The organism is Pantoea sp. XAF26B01_ASV70 (assembly GCF_054512635.1).
In genome coordinates this window covers 100,011-116,283 of the sequence record NZ_JBTNCJ010000004.1, presented here as the reverse complement: position 1 = coordinate 116,283, position 16,273 = coordinate 100,011, and the positions used below count along the sequence as shown (strand labels likewise).

The following is a 16,273-nucleotide window of genomic DNA, read 5'->3' as shown; positions in this document are numbered from 1 at the left end:
CATTGTGACTGATATACAATTTGAGCCTGCTGGCTCTGAACTGAATGCTGAAAACAGAGTGTTATCCAGATCGCCATCAGATACGCAGGAGACTTTGCTGGTTGCACTGCAAAGCGCACTGCGCCTGTTTGACGTCCGGCTTACGCTAAATGCTTTACGTGTGGGTATGCCTGCATTTCCACCAGACGCTGATATCAGCGCCCAGAATGACTGGGCATTGCGCACGCTGCAGAGCCGCGGCATGAGTGCTGCCTGGCAGAAGATTGACCTGACGGATGTGAAAAGCTTTGTTCTCCCCGCCATCATGCGTCTGGAAACGGGCTACTGCGTGCTGACACAGTGTAGCGAAAAGAAGTGCGCCATTATCGATCCCGCACTGGGCAGCCAGCCTGTTGAGGTCGATTTCGCTCGCCTGGCTCAGCACTATAGCGGCGAGTTGCTGCTGCTGCGACCTAAGTCTTATCTTGATCATCGTGCCGATGACATTGTCCATGTCGGTAAAGGGCACTGGTTCTGGAATACTTTGTGGGGATTCAAACGTTATATCTTTGAAGCCGCCGCATTGTCAGTCGTTATTAACCTGCTCGTTCTGGCGATGTCCGTATTCACCATGACGGTTTATAACCGGGTACTGCCTAACCAGACCTACGTAACACTCTGGACGATGGCTATCGGCGTGAGTCTGGCGTTGTTGTTTGAACTGGCTGCACGGCTGGGTCGGGCCTGGATTACCGATCGCGCCGGTAAAAAGATCGATCTGGTGTTGGGCGCACAACTTTTTCGTCACGTGCTGAACGGCAAAATGTCGGGTCGAGCCCAATCCAGCGGTGCATTTGGCAATGTCATGCAAAGCTTTGACAGCGTCCGCGAGCTTACTACGTCAGCCGCTTTAACGACGGTTGCTGACTTACCCTTTGTTTTACTCTTCCTGGTTGTAATCCATCTGGTTGCCGGGCCACTGGTCTGGTGTGTGATCCTGATATTAGTGGTCATCGTGGCGATGGTGCTGCTGATGCAGATCCCTTTGAAACGCCACGCTGAAGAGTCAATGAAAATAGGCAGTAACCGTTACGGTCTGGTTATTGAATCACTGGATAATCTTGAAACCATTAAAGTTCTGCGTGCTGAAAACCTGGTCGCCTCTAAACACGATGTTGCCAGCGTAAAACTCTCTGCAGTGAATATGAAATCGCGGTTCCTTGCCACTATGGGCTCAAGCGTCATTCAGACGACCCAGCAGTTTGGTACCGTTATTCTGCTGGTCTGGGGTGCTTATCTGGTCGGTGATGGTGATATCTCAATGGGAGGCATCATTGCCACGATGACCCTGATGGGGCGCGCCATAATGCCCATAGCAACGCTTGCCGCGCTGGGATTGCGTATTCAGCAGGCAAAAACCTCGCTGGCCATCCTCAATAAAGTGATGCAGGCCCCTGCTGAACGCGATAATGAGAAGGTTTATGTGCAGCTTCCCCAGGGCAGCCAGACCGGGATTGTCTGTCAGGGCGTTTCATTACGTTATAAAGACGATTTACCGGCCATCGTTGAGCAGCTAGATGTCCGGTTCTGTCAGGGCGAGCGGGTTGCCATACTGGGCAAAATGGGCAGCGGTAAATCTTCGCTGCTGCGCATGCTGGTTGGGCTATATCCACCCACAACAGGCACGATCACCATTGCTGGCGTAGATATAGGCCAGGTCGAGCCGGTGGAATTACGGACGCGTATCGCGCTGGTCAATCAGGAACCACGTTTTATGTATGGTTCGCTGCGTGACAACCTGGTGATGGGAGCACCCTATGCCAGCGACGAAGAACTGATGGCCGCTGCCAAAATGACCGGGGTGAGTGATATTGTCGCGGCCCATCCCATGGGCTTTGGTATGCCTGTCAGTGAGCGTGGTGAAAACTTTTCCGGTGGACAAAAGCAGGCGATAGCCCTGGCTCGCGCCATTCTGTCGAATCCGGATGTTCTGCTACTGGACGAACCTACATCGGGGATGGATATGGGGTCGGAACGCACTATCCTGCAGGCGCTCATCCCGGCAATGGAAGGCCGAACCGTGATTATCGTGACCCACCGTCCGGCAGTGCTGAAATACGTTGATCGGGTGATTGTGATGGATGAAGGCATCAAAGTAGCTGATGGGCCGCGTGAAGAGATTATCGGTTTATTAAACAGCGGGAAGATCCCGGCCGCATCGGTGCTGCGTAACGCAGCGAAACATGCTGGCGTTGAGATAAGCACAGAGCGTCAGCCACAATCTGGCGAGGTAACAGTATGAGCAGCCTGTCCCCTGATAAAAACGTTGATCAAAAGCGCCTGACCGAACATACAGCCAGTGACATGGTGAGGGCCGCCCGTCAGGATCGCTGGGAAGGCTGGCTATTTATTGCCTGGGGCAGCGTGGCGTTAATGGTGCTGGTAATCGTCTGGGCCGCCAATTTCAACATCGAAGAGGTGACAACCGGGTCAGCCAAAATTGTTCCCAGTTCCCGCGAACAGGTTTTGCAAAGCCTTGAGGGCGGTATTTTGCAGGAGTTAATGGTGCATGAAGGCGATACGGTTGAAAAAGGTCAGGTTGTGGCCAAAATCGATCCCACGCGCGCCGAAGCCTCCTTCCGCGAAAGCGCTAACCGCCTGCTGGCACTGAAAGCCCAGGCCGCGCGTCTTGAAGCAGAAGCGACCGGCAGCGAGCTTGTGTTCCCGCCAGAGGTCATGAAAGTACCTGAACTGGTTACCCGTGAAACCGATGCCTGGAAACTACGCAAAAGGGCGGTAAATGAGTCAATTGAAGGCTATCTGAAGTCAAAAACATTGCTGCAGAAAGAGCTTGAAATGGCGCGACAGCTCTCAGCCAGATCGCTGCTGTCAAAAACTGAGGTTCTGAAACTTGAGCGTCAGATGAATGATGCCGAATTGCAAATTACCGAGCGAAAAAACCGCTACCGTAACGAGGCTAACGATGAACTGTCCAAAGTCGATGTTGAGATGACAAGCCTGCAGGAAACTGCCCATGGCCGCCATGATACGCTTGAGCGTACTGAAGTCCGCACGCCAGTACGAGGCATTGTTAACAGTATTAAAATCAATACGCTTGGCGGTGTGATCCAGCCTGGTGCCGCAATAATGGAGGTGACACCATTGGATGACCAGCTGCTGGTGGAAACCCGTATCCGGCCCTCTGATGTGGCTTTTCTGGCGCCCGGTCAGGAAGCTGTGGTAAAAATTTCTGCCTATGACTATTCGATTTATGGCGGCCTGACCGGACATGTTCAAAGTATCAGTTCGGGCGCGCTAAAAGATGAGGAGAGTAAAGCTGCCCGCAGGCCAGGCGTCGATGATACTTATTACCGGGTGATGGTATTAACGGAAAATAATACGCTGACGAAAAGCGGCAGTCAGGAACTACGGGTGATTCCCGGTATGACGGCCACCGTTGATATTCGTACGGGCGAGAAGAGCCTGCTGCAATATCTGTTGCGTCCTCTGTTGCGCGTACAGGAAGCGTTTCGCGAAAAGTAAAACCTGCCCTGAATGTAAAAAAGCCAGCGCTTTAGCTGGCTTTTTTACACAGAAGTCCGGAATTATTTCAGAATGAAGAGCCGATCAACATCGATTTCGCTATGCCCGTCATCGCGATCTACCTCACCCGTTATCCGTACCTTTTTACCAATAAGGAAGCCGTCGTCGTCTTCGTCATCCTCGTCGACATCAATACGGATACGACCCGTTGAGTCCTGTAACCAGTAGTGGTCATCGTCAGCCCGTCCACTAATCGTACCGGTAAGGGTAACATGACGTTCGTCTCGCATGTTTTTTGCTTCTGCGATGGTGGACTCCTGCCGTGCGAAAGCGGATCCTGAGCAGATCAAGGCCAGCAGCATCCATAATGTTTTTTTCATTAACACCTCCTGTATACGAGCGCTTGCTGCACGCTGATTCTAAAAACTAAAACGGTAGCCAGCATTAACCTGACGTTGGTTAAAACGTTTTCCGTCTACCATATCTGCCTCCAGGAAGAGCGTATGGCTGCTGATTTGGGCACTCAGGCCGACGCCGTTATTCCAGCCATTTCCTTTAAAGGAAAGACGTTCATTTGATCCGTTCAGAGCATAAGCAGCATCCCCGGCATACTCGCGCATTACACCCGTTTTTACATAGGTGTTGAGTTTGTAATTGCTCTGATTGATTTCATACCCTGCCAGCACGCTTGCCCGGCTCATCAGTGATTTGTAGCTTGAAAGTGTGATATTGAGACCATTAGACGCACCTACGGAAGCACCATCCTGATGACCTGCTGTCAGCTGTAGTTGCGGTTCAAGATAAAAACCTGCCAGCCGATCAGAGAAGCTGAACTTTTTGCCCGCCTCAAGCGATCCGCTCAGACCTGAAGAGACACCGTTACCGGATACCTGGTTATTCTGTGTATCGTGAACATTGAACTGATTCCTCAGCCGATTGACTTTCACAACGCCATCAACATAGAAACCGGCATCATTTACCCAGGTGGTGTAGAAGCCATAATGCTCAGAACGGATGTTGCCGTTACCATTTTGGTAATGAGGCGATCCTTCAGTTACCCCCATGAACAGGCCCAGATAGATCGGAATTTCATCGGACAAACGTTTATCGACCCCAAACTGATAACCAGTGTAGTTCAGGCTGAAACGGCTCAGCTTGCCATTATCAAAGCCGCTGAACCGTCCATCTATAGCGCGCAGCCAGACATTTCCGGCTGTCTTCCCCTGACGAACATCACCCATACGCTGCATCAGCGTCTGCATTTCGGCATAGTTCATCAGATAGCCAGTGTTGAGGAAGTTAGCCCCTGCGTTGGCCGTGCTGGTAATGGGGGAAGTTGCGTTGTCTTGCCCGGCAGGCGCCGTGCCACCGTTATCGGCTGGAGTCGCGGCAGGCTCATTAGCAGGAGTCGCGGCAGGCTCATTCGCAGGGATAACGGCCGGATCATCTGCTTCAGGGGTTTCTGGTGCTTTAGGTGAGGAGAGTACCCAGTTGTTGCCTTGCTTATTGACCGAGTAAACATAGCCACCAAGTTCCACGTCGGCGTTGCCTTTAAAGGTGGCGATGCCATCAGTCGTTTCAACCACAGTCAGTACTTCGTTGCCAGTGGTGACGGCACTGCCGCGGTTCTGTATGGTCAGACCGTAATCACCGGAACTACTCTCTGTCACCACAACTTTATCGCCAATGTTATTCACGCCAGCACCATCGCCTGCCAGATTGGTGCGCAAGGCGAAGTCGCCGCTGCCGCTGAGGTTGGCGATAGTCAATGTTGAATAGGTTGCGTCATCCGAGGCTGCAGAGAGGTCAACCAGCGAGTTACTCAATGTCAGATTATCGACATTGGATGTTCGCGATACATTCCAGGTGCTTTCGGTCAGATTAACGTTCAGATGGCCATTATTGACGTTATCGCTGCTGGCGCTGCCAGACCAGAGTGAACCTGATGTCAGATTGAGGTCGATGAGTCCGGCCCGGGATAAAACGCTACCAACGATCTGCGCTTTTCCGTCGGTGGTGATGACACCTGCTGCATAACCATCATCATATTGCGTAGCCATGGCTATCCCATTCGGAGAGCCCATATCAATGGTCAGATCACCCGTAAGATTCGCTTTACCACCAGCCATGGCGAAGACACCTGTGGCATTCTCCGGACCGGTAATGGTCATTGCATCACCGTTAACTGTGCCACCGCTTGTGGACCAAATACCCAGGGTCATGGTATCCACATTTTTCATCATAATATCGGTGTTCTGCAGATTAATGGTTGCGCCGGTTGACTGTGCGGATACGCCATAAAAACCTGCTGAATAGACCGTATTGCGTTCTTCTTCACTGCCAATGAAGTTAACGATGGCATTGTCGCCCATAGCCACAATGCCGCCAGTCTGATCAGAGGAGATCACGCTACCGGCACCAATGTTTGACAGGCTGTTGTCACGGCCTGACAGACCTGCAGAGGTCTCACCCGCAGTACTGATTGTCAGATGATCGGCCTTCAGCTCACCCCAGCTCCAGATGCCAGCAGAAAGATCCCCAGTGGTAATAATGGTCGAGTTGCTGCCCAGATCAACCGAACCATTATCCTGGATATTAATACCCTGCGAATTATTGCCAAGGGTGTTGATCGTCAATGCATTTGCTTTCAACGTGGCCACGCCATTAATCGACTCACCGGTCAGGTTATCAACCTGAACGGCATTACTGTTAAGACCATTCGTCTGTAAATTACTGTCGTCGCCCAGACTGGCGTGACTTCCGTAACCGCTGACGCGCAGAGCCGTTCCGCCAGTGCCCTGGGTGCTTATTTGCAGGTTGTTTGCCTGCAGCGAGGAACTATTGCTGACAACGACGCCCTCTGCGAAAGAATCACCTGATGCTACCGTGGTGACCGAGGAACCTGATCCTAAACTGGCGGTTACATTTTTTCCGCCGAACTCAATGCCGACCGCTGTTTTACCGGAAACGTTGAGGGTTAACTTATCTGCAGTAAATTCACTGTTTGCCGCTTCAATAAAAATCCCTTTTGCATAACGTTCAGCATCTGACACGCGAACTGTGCTGCCGCTGCCGATGGTAACCGTTGCGGCGGTAGCGCCATTAACCAGGATGCCATAATAACCGTCGCCAGATGACTGGTCGGCAATCAGCGTGGTGCCATCAGTTAAGATGATCTCATTGCCTGTCTGGCTTCCGATGACTGCAGCATAGCTAATCAGAGGCACAACCCCCATCCCACTTGCCAGCATTAATGCTTTTGCGATTTTATTTCGCGGGAATTTATTATTCATCTCAGTCACTCTTCCTTAAGATTTTATTGATAGTCTGATCGTTAAATGGCACCTGAATCGTGAGTTGTTATTCAGGTGTTAAGCAGCAGCGATATTTAAGCGATACCAATAAGTTGTAGGTTTTATTGAACCCATTAATGGCAGTGCACATACAAATGTTGCGGGATTATGCAGCGGGAAAAGGATTTATGTAAAGGCATCGCAAGTGTGCCTGTTTTAAGTAAACGTTAAAGGCGATGCCCTATTCGCGAGGAATTTCCATTAAAAATTAAGATAATGCATCGATTGTAATAATGGGGTTTTTGTTAATTATCTTCACATGCATTCTAATTTTGGCTTTATTCATTTTTTAATCACTGCATTAAAGGTCTATCTGCTTATGTGTCGCGTGAGGTTGTTAAGCGCGGGTTTAGTGGCAGCACGCTATAATTATGTATCGCTACCCGCAGTGGTGAGTTCAGAGTGGACGGCAGAATGGAAATATGATGATTGTCACCCCTGAGGTTAACATGTGGCAGGAGAAAGGAGGATTCCTGATAAAGTCGTTGTTGTGCTATCAGACTTAATCACACCACTGGAGGGTAAATGCTTAATTCACAAAAATAAGGTTAAGAGAGGTTTTATGACCGTCACAAACAGGTTAGCAGGAGTTTCACTGATGTTACTGGCTTCACTACTTATCGCCTGCACACCGCACAGCAAACAACCGCAGCGTTTAACAATGCGTAATCCAGCCAGTGAATATTGCGTTAATCGCGGTGGTCAGCAGGTCCAGGAAAAATCTTCGGCAGGTATAACAACCTATTGCCTGCTACCCTCTGGAGAAAGGATTGAGCAGTGGGCTCTGTATCATCGTGACCATCTGAAATGAATTCCCGTTTTTTTCGCCTGCATGCTCCCTGTTTGGGCGAACAACATTTAAAAGTAATGGTATTGCATCATCTGAATCTGCTTAATACATCCTTGGTTAACGACTGAGCAGATTTTTTATCACCCTGACACGATTTGCCGTTCCGGGATCGGTGCTGGTGGATCATGAGCTATATTGGCAGCATATCGCCTGAACAGATAATCATTATCGTAGTCGTGTGAGTCCGGAAGGCATTATTAGTACGAGCTTTCTCTGAATACGACAGATGAAGCCAGTTTTGGCGTCATATTTAAAACGGTTTACAGTGGTCTGGCAGGTTTGTCTTACTATTTCTTACAGCGCTTTATGTCGTGCGTTTGTTGAGAATGACAGAGCATCACAGCACTAAAGGTGATGCTCTGATTTATCTGTTCACCGATTCTGCCCGACGGAGATCAAAATGCATCGCGCCAGGATTATCAGGAATTGATGATCTGCAGGGTGATCAGCCCTCAGCAGATAATGGGTTATGAGTGATCCTGCCCTCCTTTTTTCGCCTCAGCACACCAGTCTCCATACTTCTGAAGGAACTTCACTGTAGGTTTCATTCATTATTAGTTCGGCTTTACGATGATCGTAAGCGCCTTCAAATGAAGAGAGGTCGTCACCAGGAAGTTTTTTCCGCATATAGCTTGTTACGATATCCAGAATATCGGTTGACGGGCAGTTCCTTAACTTATTCAGATAGTAGACTTTGTCCATAATATTCTTGCTGATTTAACCTGTGAAATGAGCTTATACGCAGTCTGAACTTAATTTATGCAGACGCGCCGTTATATCAATGCTGCCAGGCGAGAGTAAGCGGCTCCTGACACCAGATATACTTGTTTCCTTACGCATCGGATACATTCGGGCGCGATCACTCGCACGCGAAGTTCCATTAGCCGGCTAAGCGAAAGGTTAATTTCTGAAAGTAAATTTTAATGGCATGATACATTAATTTAATATCTTCATTGATTTTGCTGATCTTCCCCAATCCCATAACAAATTGAACAGAAAAGCATAGGTCAGAAAAAATAGCATCAGTCCGGATTCAAGTCTCAACGCTGAGAATAGCGTAATATCCAGCCACCATGCTGCAAAGGGGATTAACACTAATAACAGACCCGCCTCAAACAGAACGGCATGGAGGCATCTCATTCGCAAGTTCTTTTTAAATCCTGTTCTTAGCTGAACACTGTCAAACATCAGGTTGAACAGGTAGTTCCATCCCATAGCCAGAGTCGATGAGACCAATGTAAGCAACAACGACTGCGATGGTGCTGCGGAGGTAAAAATAATCAGGATAAAGAAAACCAGCACATTAGCGACAACTTCGAATACCACCGCGTGCAGCACTCTCTCAGTTCTGGTACGCACCGGATATAAACACTTTTCCAAATCAGACGCTCATTAATTAGTCAGGCACCGTACTGGCGCAGGAAAAATTCAGGGTGGCCGTAATATCAGTGAAACGGTTCTTCATACTGCCCTGTTTTAAACCGACGAGAACTTAGCATCAACCTGGCAGAAAGTGAAACCCAATAGAAATATGACGATAAAAACCCATTAAGTTTTGATATTGATCAATTCTGCAAAGTACGCTTTTAATGGTTAACCGTTCAGGACAGCGAGTGTTATTCCTGCTCTGTTTCCGCACCTCTGTCGTACATTAATTCACCCGTTTCACTTCGCTGTTTGTTCAGTCGGATACGATATTAACGTCATCACTCTGCATCTGAATATTAAAACCATAAAAAATGCATATATAGATTTATATTTTAATATTTAGATGATAGTTAGATTTTTTATCTGACATAAAGGGGCGGTTTCAGCTTGTCACTGCGATCAGATTATCTGTGGCAGGCTATTTTCTATGCACTTCTGAGCCAGTGAGCCACTTTCCCGGGCACTGTCTCGCGCGGGAAATAGTGCTGAATGCAATGATCGACGGCAGGTAAAGCATATTTCTTTACCGGTGGATATGACACAACGGGCAATCTTTACAGACAGTTTTCTGCCGTATAAATGATGAAATCCACTTTTCCGTTAATGTAGATATCGGGTTTCTCTCCCTGCTCCAGATAATTCAGCATCAGCTGCAGCGCGAGCTGGGCATGCTGCCGGGTGTTTTGATCCAGTGTCAGCGCAACGCTCTGCTGCGCCATCAGCGTGCGGGTGGTGGCGTAAAGCTCATGAGTGATCCAGATGCACTGATTCAGCCGACGATGTCGTGCCAGCGCCTGCCCGATCTCGGTATTCCCCAGCCCGGTGTTATAAATGCCCTGCAGATGACCGCTCTGAACCAGCTGCTTCTCCAGCAACTTACTGAGGGTGTCGCGATTTTCCTGGGCGGCCAGAACTTCACGTAACTGAAGATGGGGAAACCGACTGGTTATCAGGTCACGAAACCCTTCAATACGCTGACGATGCGCGCTGTAATCCCGGTGCCCACTGACCATCAACACCTCACCGGGTTGATGCAGCATTTTGCCCATCAGCTGAGCGGCTGTACGTCCGGCCTGCAACTGATTGATCCCCACATGACAGAGCCGGGCGGCACCGGGTAAATCGGTGACCAGCGAGATCACCGGTACGCCACGCGCCTGGCAATGGTCCAGCGCCTCATAGATTGCCGGATGTTCATGGGCAAAAACGATCAGACCATCCCGCGTTTCACCGCCCTGCCTGATAAGCTTTGCCAGTCGTTCTGGCTGAGCTTCGGGGACAAAAGTGCGGCGCAGCGTTAACCGGCGATAGCCCAGATGCGAGGCAACCTCGGTAAAATCCTGTGCCAGCTGCTTAAAGAAAAACGAATCGTTGCTGCTCAGCAGCAGTTCTATCTGCCAAGGATGACGATGCTCCTCCGGCAGGATCCGCTTCAGCCCGACTTCACGTGCTGCCTGCAGCACCCTGTGAACCGTCTCCGGCGCGACGCCGCCACGTTCATTGAGCACCCGATCCACGGTTGCCAGTCCCACACCTGCCCGTCGGGCGACCTCTTTCAGCGACATGCCGATCTCCTCTGAGGTAAACACCTCAAAACACCGTGCCGCCAGTGTAAAACGCAGCGTTATCCTGCAGATGCATCTTTCTGCCGGACTATGATGGAGTTCAAAAAATGAATAAAAAGCAACGTGTTGCCCTGCTGGGGTGTGGCTTTATTGGTGAAGTTCATGCCGCGAATCTTCAGGCGCACCCCGGAGTTGAGTTGGTATGGGTCGCGGATGCAGATCCCGCGCGCGCCGCCGCCTTTGCGACCCGCTTTGGTGCCCGGGCCGCGTCTGTCACCGAGGCGATAAATGATGAGCAGATTGATATGGTGCTGATCGCCAGCGCGACGCCGACCCATGCTGACTTACTGGAAGCCGCAGCCCGCGCCGGTAAAGCCATCTACTGTGAAAAACCGGTCGATCTCTCTCTTGAGCGGGCCCGCTCTGCCGTGGCTAATGTTCTCCCCTACAACGTGCCGGTCACAGTAGGGTTTAATCGCCGTTTTGATGTCAGCCATCAGCAGCTGAAGCAACAACTCCGCCAGGGGCGGATCGGCCCGGCGGAACTGATTCAGATGGTCTGCCGCTCCTCAGCCATGCCGCCGCTGGCCTATCTTCAGGCGTCCGGCGGGCAAATGCGCGATCAGGCTATCCACTTTTTTGACCTGCTGCGCTGGCTGACTGAAGAGGAGGTGACCGAGGTGGCAGCGATGGGTGCAGCGCTGGCTCTGCCCTCGATCAGCGAATTTGACGACGTGGACACCAGCACGCTGCTATTGCGGCTGCAGGGCGGGGCGCTGGCACAGCTCGATAATGTCCGCCGCACCGGCTATGGCTACGATGAACGCATCAGTGTGATGGGACCGCACGGGATGCTGGAATCAGCCTCTCAGCCACAGCGCGGCGTCAGCTGCTATCAGGGTGCGCAGATTCAGCAGCCAGGCTTGTTGCCCGACTGGTTCAGCCGGGTGCAGCCAACTTACTATGCTCATCTGGATGCGTTTATCCGATCGCTGAACGGTGAGCAGGTTGACGATCTTCCTGGCCTTGAGGATGGACTGAAAGCCCAGGCGATTGCGGAAGCTGCGGTGATCTCCCTGGCGGAACGGCGTTTCTGTGCGGTGGAAAAACTGCTGTTTTGATTCAGCGTGGCACCCTGGCAAAGAAATAATTTTATTTTTATCGAATAGAAACCGGCGCTGAGCTGTTTACCGTACAGCGCCGCGCTAGCGGACTGCATCCGGTGGGTTTTATTGCCTGCCTCACAGACCCGATAAGGATAAATTATGACAACGCGTTCTGGTTTTTCTCTGCTTGCCGTTCCGGCACTGCTGCTGATGCTGCACTCTCCGCTGAGTATGGCGATGGGCGACAATGACAGTGATAAAAAGACGCCTGACTGCCCCAAAGGTCAGGTCTATGACAGTCAAACTAAAAGTTGTGTGCCTGAGAAGACCAGCAAGCTGAGTGACGACGATAAAACCCGCTATGCCTGGCATCTGGCGAAAAAGGGCGAATATCAGGCGGCGCTGAACGTGCTGGATACGCTGAAAAATCAGGATACCCGTGAAGCCTGGAACTATCGTGGTTACGCCACCCGTAAACTGGGCCGCACGGACGAGGGCATTGGCTATTATCAGCGCGCCATTGCACTTGATCCCCGTTACGCTAAAGTGCGTGAATATCTGGGCGAAGCCTGGATGATCAAAGGGCGTCCGGATCTGGCGCGTGAACAGTTAAAAACCATTGCCGGGATTTGTGGCACAGACTGCGAGGAATATCGCGATCTGCAGGCCGCAATCAATGGCCACCCCGAGGTCTGATGCGGAAGGGAGGAGCGAAAAATCACTCACAGTGACATCCGTCAGCACCTTGCGGAACATCTGACGCGGCTCTGGCGTTATGGCTATGTGCTGTCACACAACCGTGACATGGCAGAAGAGCTGGTGCAGTCAACCTGCGTACGCGCGCTGGAACGCAGCGCGCAGTTCACGCCGGGCACACGCATTGATCGATGGCTTTTTTCGATCCTTCATTCCATCTGGGCCAGTGATTTACGGGCGCGAAAGGTCCGGCAGGGACAGGGATTCGTGGATCCCGATGCGCTGCTGGCCGCAGATAACCACGCCACCAGCGACGACCACCGCCATTTCCAGCGCATTATGTTACAGGTTAACGCCTTACCCGAGGCCCAGCGTAATGCGCTGTTTCTGGTGTATGTCGAAGGTCTGACCTATCAGGAGGCGGCAGAGACGCTCTCCGTTCCGATTGGCACTATTATGAGCCGTCTGGCCGCCGCACGTGCCACGCTGGCCAGACAGCCGGCGACCTCGCCCGCACCGCAGGAGAAACGGAGATGAACAGGGAAACTTTTACGCCACCGTGGCGCGATGAGGCAATCGTTGCCTGGCTGGATGGTGAGATGACGCCACAGGAAGCCGTACAGTTTGAGCAGGCGATGGCAGGGGATCCCGAACTGGCGGCACGGGTTGAGCATTTACAGCAAAGTAATCTCGATTTTGAACAGGCTTTTGCGCCGCTGCTGGAACAGGCACCGCAGGCCAGAATGGCACAGCAACTGGCAGCCATCACGGCACCAGAGTCAATGCCAGCCAAAGGCTACAGCCGTCGGGCACTGATTGCTGCGTCTGTCAGCTTTTTGCTGGTGGGCAGCAGCATCGGTTTCCTGGCAAGACCGGAAGATGATGAGAAAGATGAAAGCCAGAATATCCGCGATCTGGAGGCGCGTTATATGTCGCTCTACAGTGCTGAAACGCTGGCCGACACACCTAATGACGCCGCCATGCTGCAAAGGGGGCTGGACCGTACCCGACTCGATTTAGGATTGCAGCTGCATCAACAGCAACTCAGCCTGCCAGGGGCTGAACTGAAAATGGTGCGGATCCTGCGCTACGAACGGACGTCGATTGCACAAATCGCCTGGCTGCATGCTGATTATGGCCCGATGGCGCTCTGTATCTCGCCTGAGCCGGACAGCGCGAATCCCATCGCCCATGAAAAGCGCCATGGCATGCAACTGGCCTGGTGGAAGCGTGACGGCTATCAATATGTGCTGATTGGCCGCAACCCACCGGCTCAACTGGCTGCCACAGCGGAAACATTGCAGACAGCACTAAGTTAATCGGACCCTTCAGCGGTTACCGCTACAGCGGCTTTCTGCCCTGCGCGGCAATGGCCAGCGCAATGTTGACGCGATCATCAACCACCCCGACCAGCCGATCCATTCCGAAGGCTGAGCGGGAGATGGCGGTGGAGGCATGTAGCGCCAGCGAACCTGAAGCCGGATCAATTGTCTTTCCGCTGTCCAGCGAGGCCAGCATCACGACTGGCCGGCTGACATTTTTAACCGTCAGCACACCAAAAATACGATAATTGCCGCCACCCAGTGAGGCCACGCGACTACTGACAAAGTGAATGTTTGGGTAACGCTCTGCATCAAAAAACAGGTTACTTTTCAGTTGCCAGGTTAACAGGCTGTTCGAGGCCACCAGCGTCCCTACCGGAATAGTCACTTCAATATGATCGTCACGGTCTTCATCAGGATTGAGTGTCACCGTACCGGTCACACCCTGCAGTCTGGCCTGCGAAAATTGGTGACCAAAGGCGCGCCATGAAAGGCCTATCGACGTTTTATCGGGGGTAATGGCATAGGTTACCGGCGCGGCGTAAAGCACCGGGCTGAGCAGGGCTAACAGAGTGCATAAACAGGCGGCACGCATCATCACTATTTTCTCTTTTTTAGGCAGACCCAACGTTAACGCCTGAAACCGCGATCCTATTCACTTTTTTTAGCACTGTTTTTACCTTACAGGCACAGATAATCTGACAGATATTAACTGACTGTCACCTGAGAATCACCAAAGTGTAATGATTATTGCAAGGGCAGAACATTAATAACGAAAAATATTAAGAATACATTAAGACGGCTTTATTAATCTGTGATTCTCCTGATATGAGCGGAGCGCTATTTTTTCGATGTGATACTGTGAGTAGCAGGCTGAATTTAGCCCAGCAATATCAGCGTGTTAATTTTCCTCTCCAGAAGTGACTTCATCCGGATGAGCTGAACCCTGCTCTGGTGACTGACAGAGCCTGCTGATTTTAAACAAAATATCAATAAATCAAAAAGAGTTGAGGCCAGAGCTATTATTAGCCATTTAATAGTGAACTTTTTCTGAAATCCTTAACTTGCTCTCCCTTGATTTTATTTAAATTCACACTCTTCATTTAATGTTCAGTTAACTTTCATACGGTAGTTTGTATTAGCAGTCCGGTAACCTTAATTCCAGAACGGGAAAGCGTGGTGTCGATAACACCCTGGCCGACTGTGAGTCATTCGCTATTTCAATTATTTTCTGGCGTTGTGCCTGATTAACAACGCGCGACAGCTTATGGGTTTGATCTGCAGGAGTTTTAGCATGGATTTTTTGCCATTTTCCCGGCCTTCATTCGGTGATGAAGAGCTGGCTGCTGTTAAAGCGGTATTTGACTCTGGCTGGATAACGACCGGGGCAAAATGCGCCGAACTGGAGCAGGCCTTTGTTCAGATGACCGGCAACCAGCACGCCATTGCAGTAAGCTCTGCCACTGCCGGAATGCATGTCACGCTGATGGCGATGGGGATCGGGCCTGGCGATGAGGTGATCACGCCGTCCATGACCTGGGTCTCTACCCTGAACCTGATCACGCTTCTGGGTGCCACGCCGGTGATGATTGATGTGGATCCCGACAACCTGATGGTCACGCCGGACCGGATAGCGCAGGCGATTACGCCCCGCACCCGCGCGATTATTCCGGTGCATTACGCTGGTGCACCTGCCGATCTCGCGTCAATCTATCAACTGGCTGAGCAGCGTGGGATTGCCATTATTGAAGATGCGGCTCACGCGGTGGGCACCACATATCACCAAAAACCGATCGGGCATCGTGGTACGGCGATTTTCTCTTTCCACGCCATCAAGAATATCACCTGCGCGGAAGGGGGCCTGGTGGTGACCGATGACGCCACTCTCGCCGATCGTATACGCAGCCTGAAGTTTCATGGCCTGGCGGTGGATGCGTTTGATCGTCATACCCAGGGGCGTCTGCCGCAGGCGGAAGTCATGATGCCGGGCTTTAAATATAATCTGCCCGATATCAGCGCGGCGATTGCGCTGGTGCAGTTACAGAAACTGCCGGGCTTTATTGCCCGCCGCCGTGAGATTGCTGAACGCTATCTTGAAGCGCTGCGCACGCTGCCGTTCACGCCGCTGTCACTGCCCGCCTGGCCACATCAGCATGCGTGGCACCTGTTTATTATTCGCATTGATGAACAGCGCTGCGGTCTGTCGCGCGATGCCTTTATGCAGGCACTGAAGACGCGGGATATCGGCAGCGGATTGCATTTCCGTGCGGCGCATACCCATAAATATTATCGCGAGCACTATCCCGATTTACGTCTTCCCGCCAGTGAACTTAACAGCCAGCAGATGTGTTCGATTCCACTGTTTGCGTCAATGACGGATCAGGATGTCGAACGTGTGATTCAGGCTTTACATGACATTGCCGGAGCCTGA

General features: G+C 51.4%; 14 protein-coding genes. 8 read left to right on the top strand and 6 right to left on the bottom strand.

From position 1 onward, the window contains the following. Positions 1 to 4 precede the first annotated feature (4 nt). Positions 5 to 2,281 (top strand): type I secretion system permease/ATPase, encoded by a 2,277-nt coding sequence (locus ACX8ZY_RS23830; RefSeq protein WP_158601662.1) that lies wholly within the window; start codon positions 5 to 7, stop codon positions 2,279 to 2,281. Beyond that, positions 2,278 to 3,522 carry an HlyD family type I secretion periplasmic adaptor subunit gene (locus ACX8ZY_RS23825; protein ID WP_010257175.1) on the top strand — a complete coding sequence of 415 codons (1,245 nt, stop codon included), beginning with the start codon at positions 2,278 to 2,280 and terminating at the stop codon, positions 3,520 to 3,522. Before ACX8ZY_RS23830 ends, ACX8ZY_RS23825 begins: the two co-directional genes overlap by 4 nt. Before the next feature lie 62 nt (positions 3,523 to 3,584). Here ACX8ZY_RS23825 and ACX8ZY_RS23820 read toward each other — a convergent pair whose 3' ends face one another. Both ACX8ZY_RS23820 and ACX8ZY_RS23815 read right to left on the bottom strand, forming a co-directional pair. After that, on the bottom strand, positions 3,585 to 3,902 hold the full coding sequence (locus ACX8ZY_RS23820) for a NirD/YgiW/YdeI family stress tolerance protein (RefSeq protein ID WP_033760000.1): 318 nt from the start codon (positions 3,900 to 3,902) through the stop codon (positions 3,585 to 3,587). 39 nt (positions 3,903 to 3,941) lie between these two features. Further along, positions 3,942 to 6,815 (bottom strand): autotransporter outer membrane beta-barrel domain-containing protein, encoded by a 2,874-nt coding sequence (locus tag ACX8ZY_RS23815; RefSeq protein ID WP_425021106.1) that lies wholly within the window; start codon positions 6,813 to 6,815, stop codon positions 3,942 to 3,944. Positions 6,816 to 7,473: 658 nt separating this feature from the next. On the opposite strand from ACX8ZY_RS23815, the gene ACX8ZY_RS23810 reads away from it, so the two are divergent. After that, a complete protein-coding gene (locus ACX8ZY_RS23810) occupies positions 7,474 to 7,686 on the top strand; it encodes a putative hemolysin (RefSeq protein WP_244213019.1) in 213 nt (70 codons plus the stop codon). Positions 7,687 to 8,223: 537 nt separating this feature from the next. Here the strand turns inward: ACX8ZY_RS23810 and ACX8ZY_RS23805 are convergent. The 3 genes from ACX8ZY_RS23805 to ACX8ZY_RS23795 all read right to left on the bottom strand — a co-directional run bounded on the left by ACX8ZY_RS23805 (position 8,224) and on the right by ACX8ZY_RS23795 (position 10,718). Beyond that, positions 8,224 to 8,427 carry an Hha/YmoA family nucleoid-associated regulatory protein gene (locus ACX8ZY_RS23805; RefSeq protein WP_010257166.1) on the bottom strand — a complete coding sequence of 68 codons (204 nt, stop codon included), beginning with the start codon at positions 8,425 to 8,427 and terminating at the stop codon, positions 8,224 to 8,226. A gap of 234 nt (positions 8,428 to 8,661) precedes the next feature. Further along, positions 8,662 to 9,105, bottom strand: coding sequence for a PACE efflux transporter (locus tag ACX8ZY_RS23800; RefSeq protein WP_158132483.1), 444 nt, complete (start codon positions 9,103 to 9,105; stop codon positions 8,662 to 8,664). Between the two features lie 602 nt (positions 9,106 to 9,707). Then, entirely contained in the window at positions 9,708 to 10,718 is a 1,011-nt protein-coding gene (locus tag ACX8ZY_RS23795; RefSeq protein ID WP_050680230.1) for a LacI family DNA-binding transcriptional regulator, read from the bottom strand. Between the two features lie 107 nt (positions 10,719 to 10,825). Between ACX8ZY_RS23795 and ACX8ZY_RS23790 the strand changes: the two genes are divergently transcribed. The 4 genes from ACX8ZY_RS23790 to ACX8ZY_RS23775 all read left to right on the top strand — a co-directional run bounded on the left by ACX8ZY_RS23790 (position 10,826) and on the right by ACX8ZY_RS23775 (position 13,839). Further along, positions 10,826 to 11,839 carry a Gfo/Idh/MocA family oxidoreductase gene (locus tag ACX8ZY_RS23790; RefSeq protein ID WP_158132482.1) on the top strand — a complete coding sequence of 338 codons (1,014 nt, stop codon included), beginning with the start codon at positions 10,826 to 10,828 and terminating at the stop codon, positions 11,837 to 11,839. A 144-nt stretch (positions 11,840 to 11,983) separates the two neighbouring features. Continuing rightward, the gene (locus tag ACX8ZY_RS23785) at positions 11,984 to 12,520 is read left to right on the top strand and encodes a tetratricopeptide repeat protein (protein ID WP_158132481.1); all 537 of its coding nucleotides are present in this window, start codon (positions 11,984 to 11,986) and stop codon (positions 12,518 to 12,520) included. An 87-nt stretch (positions 12,521 to 12,607) separates the two neighbouring features. Beyond that, positions 12,608 to 13,057 (top strand): sigma-70 family RNA polymerase sigma factor, encoded by a 450-nt coding sequence (locus tag ACX8ZY_RS23780; RefSeq protein ID WP_010671904.1) that lies wholly within the window; start codon positions 12,608 to 12,610, stop codon positions 13,055 to 13,057. Continuing rightward, a complete protein-coding gene (locus ACX8ZY_RS23775; RefSeq protein WP_158132480.1) occupies positions 13,054 to 13,839 on the top strand; it encodes an anti-sigma factor family protein in 786 nt (261 codons plus the stop codon). Before ACX8ZY_RS23780 ends, ACX8ZY_RS23775 begins: the two co-directional genes overlap by 4 nt. A 22-nt stretch (positions 13,840 to 13,861) precedes the next feature. Here ACX8ZY_RS23775 and ACX8ZY_RS23770 read toward each other — a convergent pair whose 3' ends face one another. Next, the gene (locus ACX8ZY_RS23770) at positions 13,862 to 14,440 is read right to left on the bottom strand and encodes a YceI family protein (protein WP_033774155.1); all 579 of its coding nucleotides are present in this window, start codon (positions 14,438 to 14,440) and stop codon (positions 13,862 to 13,864) included. 696 nt (positions 14,441 to 15,136) lie between these two features. On the opposite strand from ACX8ZY_RS23770, the gene arnB reads away from it, so the two are divergent. Further along, positions 15,137 to 16,273, top strand: coding sequence for a UDP-4-amino-4-deoxy-L-arabinose aminotransferase (gene arnB, locus ACX8ZY_RS23765; RefSeq protein ID WP_421665559.1), 1,137 nt, complete (start codon positions 15,137 to 15,139; stop codon positions 16,271 to 16,273).

Coding starts and splice junctions, on each gene's coding strand:
- ACX8ZY_RS23825 (WP_010257175.1), top strand. CDS start 2,278: ATGAGCAGCCTGTCCCCTGATAAAAACGTTGATCAAAAGCGCCTGACC.
- ACX8ZY_RS23820 (WP_033760000.1), bottom strand. CDS start 3,902: ATGAAAAAAACATTATGGATGCTGCTGGCCTTGATCTGCTCAGGATCC.
- ACX8ZY_RS23815 (WP_425021106.1), bottom strand. CDS start 6,815: ATGAATAATAAATTCCCGCGAAATAAAATCGCAAAAGCATTAATGCTG.
- ACX8ZY_RS23810 (WP_244213019.1), top strand. CDS start 7,474: ATGTTACTGGCTTCACTACTTATCGCCTGCACACCGCACAGCAAACAA.
- ACX8ZY_RS23805 (WP_010257166.1), bottom strand. CDS start 8,427: ATGGACAAAGTCTACTATCTGAATAAGTTAAGGAACTGCCCGTCAACC.
- ACX8ZY_RS23795 (WP_050680230.1), bottom strand. CDS start 10,718: ATGTCGCTGAAAGAGGTCGCCCGACGGGCAGGTGTGGGACTGGCAACC.
- ACX8ZY_RS23790 (WP_158132482.1), top strand. CDS start 10,826: ATGAATAAAAAGCAACGTGTTGCCCTGCTGGGGTGTGGCTTTATTGGT.
- ACX8ZY_RS23785 (WP_158132481.1), top strand. CDS start 11,984: ATGACAACGCGTTCTGGTTTTTCTCTGCTTGCCGTTCCGGCACTGCTG.
- ACX8ZY_RS23775 (WP_158132480.1), top strand. CDS start 13,054: ATGAACAGGGAAACTTTTACGCCACCGTGGCGCGATGAGGCAATCGTT.
- ACX8ZY_RS23770 (WP_033774155.1), bottom strand. CDS start 14,440: ATGATGCGTGCCGCCTGTTTATGCACTCTGTTAGCCCTGCTCAGCCCG.
- arnB (WP_421665559.1), top strand. CDS start 15,137: ATGGATTTTTTGCCATTTTCCCGGCCTTCATTCGGTGATGAAGAGCTG.